Origin of the sequence: Brasilonema sp. UFV-L1, from assembly GCF_012912105.1 — a bacterium.
Lineage (GTDB): Bacteria > Cyanobacteriota > Cyanobacteriia > Cyanobacteriales > Nostocaceae > Brasilonema.
The window spans coordinates 23,207-33,060 of the sequence record NZ_QMEA01000070.1 but is presented as its reverse complement, the minus strand read 5'-3'; the positions used below and the strand labels follow the sequence as shown (position 1 = coordinate 33,060).

The following is a 9,854-nucleotide window of genomic DNA, read 5'->3' as shown; positions in this document are numbered from 1 at the left end:
GGTAAAACGAGTTGACTGTCGCAGACAAAAATACAAGGGTTGTCCATTTTTGCCCTTGGGTTTGCCCAACCCTCGTCCCGCGCTATAACGGTACTCCGTTTAGCGTCGGGATATAAGGCGAGCGGTGACCGAGTCTAACACGAAAAAAATGGGCAGGGCTAATACGGGTACTCGTCTTGACCCCACGATTAATCATGGGGCTAGTCCCTAAGAGGGACGCTGCGCAAACGAGCCCTGCCCATTTTTTAGGGGACAAATTGGTGACGATTGCATCTTTGACTAATTCTTTCCGCAGGAAAGACAAGGAAAAGATGTATGAGAAACCGCTATTTTTTCCGGAATCACTTTACTAGTAAGTGTAAATAGTAGTAAGATAGAGAAATCAAGGAGGTAATATTGAGTGCTACATAAAGCCATACAAGTCCGGTTATACCCATCCAAACAGCAACAAATACAGCTAGCTCAGACATTTGGTTCTGCTCGTTGGTGGTGGAACTACGCGCTGAATAAGAGTATTGAAGTTTATAAAAAAACCGGGAAAGGACTTGGGCAAGTAGCACTCAATGCACTTTTGCCTAAGCTCAAAAAAGAAAAAGATACAGAATGGTTAGCGGATTGTTATAGCCAAGTTTTGCAAGCTACAACACTCAATCTAACTACAGCGTATAAGAACTTTTTTGATGGTAGAGCAAGATTTCCAAGGGTAAAGTCTAAGCATGGTAAACAGTCAATTCAATATCCTCAAAATGTCAAAATCGTGAATGGCAATGTCAAACTTCCTGGCAACATCGGGATAGTCAAAGCCAAAATACATAGACCAGTTGAAGGAAAAATCAAGACTGTCACCATTAGCAAGACTCCATCAGGCAAATATTTTGCGTCTATCCTGACGCATTTGTCCCCTGGAAAAGGAGCCAGCCCTATTACTTCGAGTACGCGTCTTGTCTCACAGATAAATAAAACGAGGGCTGGCTCCTTTTCCTACGTGGAAGACCCCGTGACTGAAGTAGAGGGCGAAAATTCATCTACAACAGAGGGCAAGATTTATGGTGTCGATTTAGGATTGAAACATTTTGCGGTTGTAACTGATGGCGAAAAGGTTTCAAAGTACGACAATCCCAAACATCTTGCTAAGCACGAGAAAAACCTGAAGCGTAAACAACAGAAGTTAGCGCGTAAACAAAAAGGTAGTTCTTCGCGGTTCAAATATAGAAAACTTGTTGCCAAAGTATACGAACGAGTTAGCAATTCGCGGCAAGATTTTCTACATAAACTTAGTTACAAGTTGGTCAGCGATAGTCAAGCTGTCATAGTAGAAAACCTTCATGTCAAAGGCATGGTTCGTAATCATAACCTGGCAAAAGCAATATCTGATTGTGGATGGGGAACATTCACCAACTTCTTAGCCTATAAGCTAGAACGCAAAGGCGCGAGGTTGATTGAAATAGATAGATGGTTCCCTAGCTCCAAGCTTTGTTCTAATTGTTTCTATCAGATGGGCAAGATGCCGCTAGATGTAAGGGAATGGACTTGTCCGAACTGCGGTGCTCATCATGATCGTGATGGAAATGCAGCCATCAATATTAGAGCAGAAGGAATCAGAATGCTAAAGGTGAGCCAGTGCGGACGCCACATGCCTGTTGTCGGGAAACCCTCCCGCAGCAGTGGCTCGTCTTGGGGTCTCCCCAAGTAGAGCAACTGGCGAACCCGTAAGGGCGGAAGGTTCAGCCGTCTCTGCTGTAGGAGGGGAGGTAAGACCAAAAATGGGACGAAAGTCTCATTTGCGGCACTCGCCTATGAGTACAGAAGCCCACGCCGTACCCTATAGGGTCGGCGTTGGGTAGTTCACGAATGCCGCTAACGTAACAACAGGGAGTGAGGGAAATTATCCTTCACTCCTTAGTGTTGTTGGTCAACGTGACCTACGATGTGAAGTAGGTGTTTTGAGAAAGGTAGCAATCAGCAAGCAAATAATACCGATGTTAATGAAAACATCTGCTAAGTTAAACACTGGAAAGTTAATCAGTCGAAAATCAAGAAAATCAACCACGTAGCCAAGAACAAATCGGTCGATGCCATTACCGATAGCTCCGCCTAAAATCAAGCCATAGCCTAGTTGATCCCAAAAATGCAAAGCTGCAAACCATGCCAGTGCTATCAAAGCCAAACTCACTCCTAAAGATAGCCAGCGTAACCACTCTACTTTCCCAGTTAACAAACTAAAAGCTGCACCAGTGTTGGTAACGTAAGTGAGGTGAAAGACTCCCGGTAACAGTGCTTGTGTCTGTCCTGAGCTAAAAGTTTGCATCACCCAGTATTTTGTCAGTTGATCTAACGAAAAAGCTAAAAAGGCAGCAATCCAAAAGAGGAGATTTTTTACACGCATGGTGAATTAGTCATTAGTCATTAGGAGGCAGTGCGGTGGACGGGTTTCCCGGCATAAAGGAGCCAGTGCGGTCTTGGGGTCTCCCCAAGTGGAGCACCTGGCGTCACCTGCCGTTCATTAGTCATTAGGAGGCAGTGCGGTGGACGGGTTTCCCGGCATAAAGGAGCCAGTGCGGACGCCACATGCCTGTTGTCGGGAAACCCTCAAAGCAGCAGTGGCTCGTCTTGGGGTCTGGTGCCAGACCGCTCAAGTCGGCATCCCCGCCCACGCGGCAGGTGACGCCAAGTGGAGCACCTGGCGTCACCTGCCGTTCATTAGTCATCAGCAAAGAACTCATGACTAATCATTAAAGACTATTAACTAATAAAACATCAGGTGGCGCAGCACGTATGCTATCACAACGACAGCACAAACCACGGCTAGTTGTCCAGGGAGCGCTAAAGCGGAGTATTTAAGTATAGCTTGCATCAAAGACAGAGTTTCTGTTCCTTTCCATTGAAAAATATAGCTCATCACTAAATAACAAATACCGCACACGTGGACAGTTAACAAGCCACAAAAGCAACTAAAGGCGAGAGTTTCTAGTCGAGGTCTAGCTTGAAACGCGAAAAACCCACAAATCCACGCTCCAGGAATAAAACCGAGCAAATAACCAAACTGGGATAGCTTAACATAACCAATGCCACCACCATCAGCGAATACAGGTAACAATGTTAACCCCATTACCAAATACGCAATTTGCGAAAGCGCACCAGCATTTTTGCCTCCTAAACAACCAGCTAGCAGCACCCCGCCAATTTGATAGGTGACACCTAGAGAAAAAGCATGAATCCCATATTGACTCCAACTCCACGGTGAGGTGGTGACATAAGCTTCTAAAAAGGTACCACCCATCGTTAGCAATAAGCCAATCATAGACCATAGTAATTGATTGGATGCGGCTAGCATTTACAAAACACTCATGCAAAAAACTCTGGTACAAACGTGTCAATTCATTAAGTATTATTTCATTCTTTGATTTCTGTACTGTCTTAATTGTTTTATTTCTACATAACGTGTTTGACTAAAACTCATGTACTAAAGTAGTACTTATATTCCTCATGACTGAATAGGAGTTACAAAATTTACTCCAGGAAAAAATGTTAAATTTTGCGATGTCAGGAGTGAAAAGAAAGTAGTCATTCCGATTACGTTAACCTTATCTTTACTATTCAGCTGTATAGTATAAGCGCTTAGCTGGAAAATCACCAAAAGAATCTATCCATGCTTTCTCATTCCCCTGTAACCAATACTTCTCGCATCACAAGAGCTTTTTCAGTATTAGCACTGAGCCTGAGTTTGGCTGCTTGTGGTGGACCGCAAGCGGAAAACGGTACTACTACTGGCGAAGCTCCTGGTGGTGCTGCAAAGGATGCGACTGCTAGTGCTCCTGGAAAACTAGACTTGGGTGGACAAGTGAGATTAACTGGTGCTGGAGCCTCTTTCCCAGCACCTCTGTATCAAACTTGGTTCCAAGCATTAAACCAGAAATATCCCAATCTCCAAGTCAATTATCAGTCAGTTGGCAGCGGTGCTGGAGTCGAGCAATTTACCAAAGGTACTGTGGACTTTGGTGCTAGCGATGTTGGCATGACTGATGAAGAAATTAAGAAGGTGCAAAACGGTGTCCTTCTGCTCCCTATGACTGCTGGTAGTATTGTGCTCGCTTACAATTTACCGGGAGTACAGGAACTCAAACTTCCACGGGACGTTTATACAAATATTTTATTAGGCAATATCAAGTCTTGGGATGACCCAAAAATTGCTGCAGCGAACTCTGGTGCCAAACTTCCTAAGCAACCAATTACGGTTGTGTATCGTTCTGATGGTAGTGGAACTACGGGTGTGTTCACAAAACACCTCAGCGCGATTAATCCAACATGGAAATCCAAGGTTGGTGAAGGCAAAACTGTAAGTTGGCCTACAGGAGTTGGTGCTAAGGGTAATGAAGGTGTGACTGCCCAAATACAACAAACTCAAGGTGCAATTGGATATGTTGAGTATGGTTACGCAGCACAAAACAAACTGACTTATGCTGCTTTGCAAAATAAAGCAGGTGAATTTGTCTTACCAACAGATGAATCGGCATCTAAAACTTTGGATGCTGTAGAATTGCCAGAAAATCTCCGCGCCTTCATTACAGATCCAGAAGGAAAAGATTCTTATCCAATTGTTACGTATACTTGGCTTTTGGTTTACAAGAAGTATCCTGACGCGGCAAAAGCTAAAGCGGTAGAAGCCATGATTGAATACGGTTTGACAGAGGGTCAAAAATCTGCTCCACAACTAGGATATGTTCCTTTACCTGCAAGTGTGGTGAAAATAGTGACTGCGGCTGCTGATGCGATTAGCCCAGATTACAAAATTGCTGGTGGTGATGGTGGTGGTGCTAGCGCAAGCAAGTAGCACTAGTATTGCTTGTCAAATTTTGCTTGTCAAATTTTGAATTTTGATAGCGCAGCGTGGCACTTCGTGCCATATTTTGAATTTTGAATTCTTCTATGTGGTTCGCTCCCACATTGTTTTAAGTTGATGGGTAAAGTCGTTCATGAATATACAAGCCGGGAATAGTCAACCGAGAGTGAAACCTCGCTCTGAAGTCGAAAAATCAGTGGATCAAGGTTTCATTTTGTTGACTCGGATTTTTGCGCTAGCAGTCGCAGCTATTTTATTATGGATTGCGATACAAGTTGCCATTCAGGCAATGCCTGCTATTCTACAGTTTGGTGCTAGCTTTTTGCTAAAAAGCGCTTGGAACCCAGTCAATAATGACTACGGAGTTCTACCGCAAGTCTATGGAACTTTGGTGAGTGCATTTATTGGTTTATTGATAGCAGTACCAATTGGTATTGGAACTGCTGTTTTGCTTAGCGAAAATTTGCTACCATCATCTGCACAGACAGTCCTAGTTTTTTTGGTGGAACTATTAGCAGCTATTCCGAGTGTTGTTTATGGGATTTGGGGAATTTTCGTTTTGGTTCCCATAGTGACAGGTATTGGAAAATGGCTTAACGCTTACTTTGGCTGGTTACCAATTTTTAGTACTCCTCCTACAGGACCAGGAATGTTTCCAGCGGGTGTTATATTGGCAATTATGACTTTGCCAATTATTACAGCTATTTCCCGTGATGCACTGATTTCTGTCCCCCCGAGTTTGCGTCAAGCGGCGATGGGATTAGGAGCAACTCGTTGGGAAACGATTTTGAAAGTGATCATTCCAGCTGCTTTTTCAGGTATTGTCAGTGCTGTGATGTTGGGGCTGGGTCGAGCAATGGGAGAAACAATGGCTGTCACAATGATCATTGGTAACGCCAACGTCATTAACGCCTCAATTTTTGCACCAGCTAACACAATTTCTTCTTTGTTGGCGAATCAGTTTGCGGAAGCAAGCGGTTTGCAAGTTAGCGCTTTGATGTATGCGGCGTTAGTTCTGTTTGTGTTAACCCTGATAGTCAACATTTTGGCAGAGTTAATCGTTCTGCGAGTGAAGCGACTGTAGTATCTGGGTGTATTAAAGAATGACTTCTACTTCTGGTAACAATTTTTCTGCCGGAACTACCGGTAACTTATCTCGCTCTGCTACCTCTCCCCGGACGCTGTTTGATACAGTCATGACGGTAGTCGCTTTCTTGTGCGGGATAATAGCTCTTGTGCCTTTGATCGCAGTGCTGTCTTACGTTCTTATCCAAGGCTTAAGTAGTCTGAATTTAGACTTATTTACCAAATTGCCACCACCACCTTTGGTAAAAGGAGGAGGCTTTGGCAATGCCATACTGGGAACGCTCGTGATGGTAGGGATTGGAGCGTTAATTAGCATTCCCTTAGGAGTTTTAGCAGCAGTCTATTTGACGGAATTTAGCTCTGGGAAGTTGTCTCGTTGGATTCGTTTTGCGACCAACGTTCTCAGCGGAGTTCCTTCAATTATAGCTGGTGTATTTGCCTATGGTATTGTAGTTGCAACAACAGGCGGATTCTCAGCCGTCGCTGGGGGATTTGCTTTGTCTATTTTGATGCTGCCAATTATTGTCAGAACCACTGATGAAGCATTGCAGTTGGTATCGCAAGATTTGCGACAAGCCGCTGTTGGATTAGGTGCGACTAACTTTCAAACTGTAGCCTGGGTGGTTGTACCAGCAGCTGTACCGTCAATTGTAACTGGGGCTACTTTGGCGATCGCCCGCGCCTCCGGAGAAACCGCACCTTTGCTATTTACCGCTTTATTCTCTCAATTTTGGCCTCGTGGTATATTCGAGCCGACTGCATCTCTTGCAGTTTTAGTTTTCAATTTTGCAATTTCTCCGTTTAAAAACCTACAGTCATTGGCTTGGGCGGCGTCTTTGATATTGGTTCTCTTAGTTCTGCTGACTAGTATAACTGCACGGTGGGCAACAAGTCGCCAAATCAAATAAGTCAAGCAAATTGCAAGTTTCACTCTCATCAAAATCAAATCTGCAAATTTATGACAACTAACACTAGAAGCCCAAATCAAACTGATACCGTTTTTCGTACAGAAGGACTCAACGTCTACTACGGCAAATTCTTAGCTGTACGTGATATTTGGCTCGATATCCCGAAAAATAAGGTCGTAGCCTTTATCGGTCCTTCTGGATGTGGTAAGAGTACTTTGCTACGCTGTTACAATCGCCTGAATGACCTAATTGATAGTTTTCGAGCTGAAGGTAATATCTTTTATCAAGGTGAAAATTTGTATGCACCTCACATTGACCCTGTTGTGGTGCGTCGTCGAATTGGGATGGTGTTTCAAAGACCAAATCCTTTTCCCAAGTCAATTTATGACAATATCACCTTTGGACCGAAACTGAATGGTTACAAAGGTAATATGGACGAGTTAGTAGAGCGATCGCTCAGACAAGCGGCTTTATGGGATGAGGTGAAAGATAAACTGCGGCAAAGTGGTTTATCTTTATCTGGGGGACAACAACAGCGTTTGTGTATTGCCCGTGCGATCGCAGTTCAACCTGAAGTGATCTTAATGGATGAACCTTGCTCTGCTCTTGACCCCATCTCCACCCTACGGGTTGAAGACTTGCTGCACGAACTCAAGGAGCAGTACACAATCATTATTGTGACTCACAATATGCAACAAGCTTCGCGGGTTTCAGATAAGACAGCCTTTTTCAACGTTCAAACTTCCGAAAAAGGAAGTCGTACCGGCTACCTTGTAGAATATGATCGCACAGAGACAATTTTCCAAGACCCGAAACAGGAAGCCACTAGGGAATATGTCAGCGGTAAGTTCGGTTAAAAATAATATATTACTGTTTTTTGGCAATGATGCTCTGTCATAAAAAGATTAGAGTTCTTAGGATTAACCCAAGAACTCTTTTTACTATCACTCAAGAAGCGGGCGGCGGGAATCGAACCCGCATTAATAGCTTGGAAGGCTATAGTTTTACCACTAAACTACGCCCGCGATTTCACAACTATTTGAGTATAACACAAGCTTAGTCAAATGCCAAGTACTTGGTTATGACTTCGGGGACGTGCGCTGTATTTTGATGTTGACAACAAGTTGGCCCAAAGGAGGCTTGTTTCCATTGTCACTGCTTGCTGGAATAAATTTTTGATCTTTGAAAATTTTCTCGGCGTACTCACGATATTGTGTTGCTTGTGGTTCTGGAGTTTTCAGATCATATAAAGTGAGACTATTGAAGTTGCCATCAGAATCAATTAACAAAACAACTTTAAACTCTATGGGCTGCTCGCCGAGTTCTGTATTGAGTGCAAGCGAGTCTAGTTCTTTCTCTTTGATGTCTCCCACTATCTGAGGAGGATTATCTTGTATATCTCTCTTAACCGCATCAGCTTCTATGTCCCAAGTTGCTAACGCGACTCCTCCCGCTTTTGGCTCATCCAAGGGTGACTGCTCTGGTTTGACAGGAGGAGCAAGCTGTGGTAATGGTGTTTCTTGTCCAACAATAACCTGCTCATCAGGTTGTCCAGGAAGAGGACTAGGAGATTCTGTAGACTCGTTAGATAACTTTGGTTCCTCAGGTGTTTCGGCTGAGGAATCAGGAGGAGGTGAATTTGTAGTGTTATTCTGCGGATTTGAAGCCTGATTTTGCTCGTCTAGCTCCTGATTTGCTTGATTTTGTGGCTCTGGATTATCTGAAGCAGTTGTCGGTTCTGGAGTTGGCTGTGGTTGTTGTGCTTGTGGAGTGATTTCTGGAGTCGGCTGGGGTGGAAGTTCCGGCTGAGTTTGCTCTGGAGTTGGTTGTGGTTGTTGTGCTTGTGGAGTAACTTCTGGAGTCGGTTGTGGCGGAGGTTCTGGCTGGGTTTGCTCTGGAGTTGGTTGTAATGTTTCAACAGGTTGAGGTAAAGGTTGTGTGTCTTCTGGCGAGAGGATAACCTGTCTTTTTGAGGATTGTTCAGTTGTATCTTTTTGTGGAGGTTGAGAAGTTTTTGCTTCGTTTGGGTTTGTCAAAGCAATCGCGTTGCTATCTTCGACAGTAGAGGTAGATTTTGGTGTTAAATTTTCTTGAGTGGCTGACTTTGGTGATCTGACGACAGACGACTTTTCTGTTGTGGAGACTCTTTTAGACAAAACTGGTTTTGTGTTTGACGACGCTTTTGGTTGTGAAGAAATCTCCACAAAATCTATTGGGATAGGATTTGACGAACTTTGTCGTGATAAGAGGTTATGCGAATACGAACGCAGCAGCCAAAAGAGCAGCAAGTGGAGGGTAATAGAAATTGTAGCTACAGCAATCCACAAAGCAGGTGGATCGGTGTGTCGCCTCCAGGCTTTATCTGGAAGAGGGGTTTTGTCAGCAACTGATTGTGTCATGCTAAGTCATGTATTCTGAGGAGCCACTGCAGGGAGTTTCCGCTGTGTAGTCAGTAATGTTCCTGAGCCAGTGTAGCATTGCCTTATTATTTGTTGTGATTTCTTGAAGTAAGCACTCTTTGCGCCGGTACAAAGTGTCAAAATGAGCGATAAAAAACCCCGAATAGTTGAGCCACCTTAAAGAAACCGGGTTGCGTGGGATGAGTGTACCGATGCTCTAGTACAACAAAGCAAAAGCATGCTCTTGAGCTGAAGCGCGTAGCGTAGCAACAGCCATAGCCGTGGCGAGATAGGATTGGGCTCAAAAGTGAGCCAGATCTTTTTGCGCTGTAGTACTGGCATTAACATATGCAGGTAAGCTTTATTTGGTAGTCATCATAATAAAGTTTGCGATCTGGCAACAATTCAGATGGAATAGCAAAGTATACTATTGAACAAATGCACACCTCCAATTTAGCAATCAGGAGCATTAGCAAGCTATGCTAAATCATTTGCTTACAACAGAGGCTTTACCAGTATTGAGTTTTGAGTTTTAAAAACTCCTGAGCCACTTTTCCTAATTGCTTTTATCCGACTCGACACTGAGTACTCATAACTTAGCAATGTTTTGATGAAAGACTA

Annotated in this window: 8 protein-coding genes and 1 tRNA gene; 5 read left to right on the top strand and 4 right to left on the bottom strand. The window is 43.9% G+C overall.

Annotated elements, in window-relative coordinates; genetic code table 11:
* Positions 1-400: 400 nt before the first annotated feature.
* Positions 401-1,693, top strand: coding sequence for an RNA-guided endonuclease TnpB family protein (locus DP117_RS20255; RefSeq protein ID WP_339381340.1), 1,293 nt, complete (start codon positions 401-403; stop codon positions 1,691-1,693).
* A gap of 219 nt (positions 1,694-1,912) precedes the next feature.
* Here the strand turns inward: DP117_RS20255 and lspA are convergent, their stop codons facing one another.
* Complete coding sequence (lspA, locus tag DP117_RS20250; RefSeq protein ID WP_169220062.1) at positions 1,913-2,386, bottom strand: signal peptidase II; 474 nt, start codon at positions 2,384-2,386, stop codon at positions 1,913-1,915.
* A gap of 360 nt (positions 2,387-2,746) precedes the next feature.
* Positions 2,747-3,334, bottom strand: coding sequence for a biotin transporter BioY (locus DP117_RS20245; protein ID WP_169220061.1), 588 nt, complete (start codon positions 3,332-3,334; stop codon positions 2,747-2,749).
* A gap of 315 nt (positions 3,335-3,649) precedes the next feature.
* On the opposite strand from DP117_RS20245, the gene pstS reads away from it, so the two are divergent.
* From pstS to pstB, 4 genes are all read left to right on the top strand, one after another.
* Positions 3,650-4,831 carry a phosphate ABC transporter substrate-binding protein PstS gene (gene pstS, locus DP117_RS20240; protein ID WP_169220060.1) on the top strand — a complete coding sequence of 394 codons (1,182 nt, stop codon included), beginning with the start codon at positions 3,650-3,652 and terminating at the stop codon, positions 4,829-4,831.
* A gap of 142 nt (positions 4,832-4,973) precedes the next feature.
* Positions 4,974-5,924, top strand: coding sequence for a phosphate ABC transporter permease subunit PstC (pstC, locus tag DP117_RS20235; protein WP_169220059.1), 951 nt, complete (start codon positions 4,974-4,976; stop codon positions 5,922-5,924).
* A gap of 19 nt (positions 5,925-5,943) precedes the next feature.
* On the top strand, positions 5,944-6,834 hold the full coding sequence (pstA, locus tag DP117_RS20230; RefSeq protein WP_169220058.1) for a phosphate ABC transporter permease PstA: 891 nt from the start codon (positions 5,944-5,946) through the stop codon (positions 6,832-6,834).
* Between the two features lie 50 nt (positions 6,835-6,884).
* Positions 6,885-7,691: a phosphate ABC transporter ATP-binding protein PstB gene (pstB, locus tag DP117_RS20225; RefSeq protein WP_169220057.1), complete on the top strand. Its 807-nt coding sequence runs from the start codon at positions 6,885-6,887 to the stop codon at positions 7,689-7,691.
* 97 nt (positions 7,692-7,788) lie between these two features.
* Here the strand turns inward: pstB and DP117_RS20220 are convergent.
* Positions 7,789-7,859, bottom strand: a tRNA-Gly gene (locus DP117_RS20220).
* A gap of 54 nt (positions 7,860-7,913) precedes the next feature.
* Positions 7,914-9,233 (bottom strand): hypothetical protein, encoded by a 1,320-nt coding sequence (locus DP117_RS20215; protein WP_169220056.1) that lies wholly within the window; start codon positions 9,231-9,233, stop codon positions 7,914-7,916.
* Positions 9,234-9,854: the final 621 nt, after the last annotated feature.

What these genes read in the sequence shown, in the direction of transcription:
- lspA (WP_169220062.1), bottom strand. Translation starts at nt 2,386, where the DNA reads ATGCGTGTAAAAAATCTCCTCTTTTGGATTGCTGCCTTTTTAGCTTTT.
- DP117_RS20245 (WP_169220061.1), bottom strand. Translation starts at nt 3,334, where the DNA reads ATGCTAGCCGCATCCAATCAATTACTATGGTCTATGATTGGCTTATTG.
- pstS (WP_169220060.1), top strand. Translation starts at nt 3,650, where the DNA reads ATGCTTTCTCATTCCCCTGTAACCAATACTTCTCGCATCACAAGAGCT.
- pstC (WP_169220059.1), top strand. Translation starts at nt 4,974, where the DNA reads ATGAATATACAAGCCGGGAATAGTCAACCGAGAGTGAAACCTCGCTCT.
- pstA (WP_169220058.1), top strand. Translation starts at nt 5,944, where the DNA reads ATGACTTCTACTTCTGGTAACAATTTTTCTGCCGGAACTACCGGTAAC.
- pstB (WP_169220057.1), top strand. Translation starts at nt 6,885, where the DNA reads ATGACAACTAACACTAGAAGCCCAAATCAAACTGATACCGTTTTTCGT.
- DP117_RS20215 (WP_169220056.1), bottom strand. Translation starts at nt 9,233, where the DNA reads ATGACACAATCAGTTGCTGACAAAACCCCTCTTCCAGATAAAGCCTGG.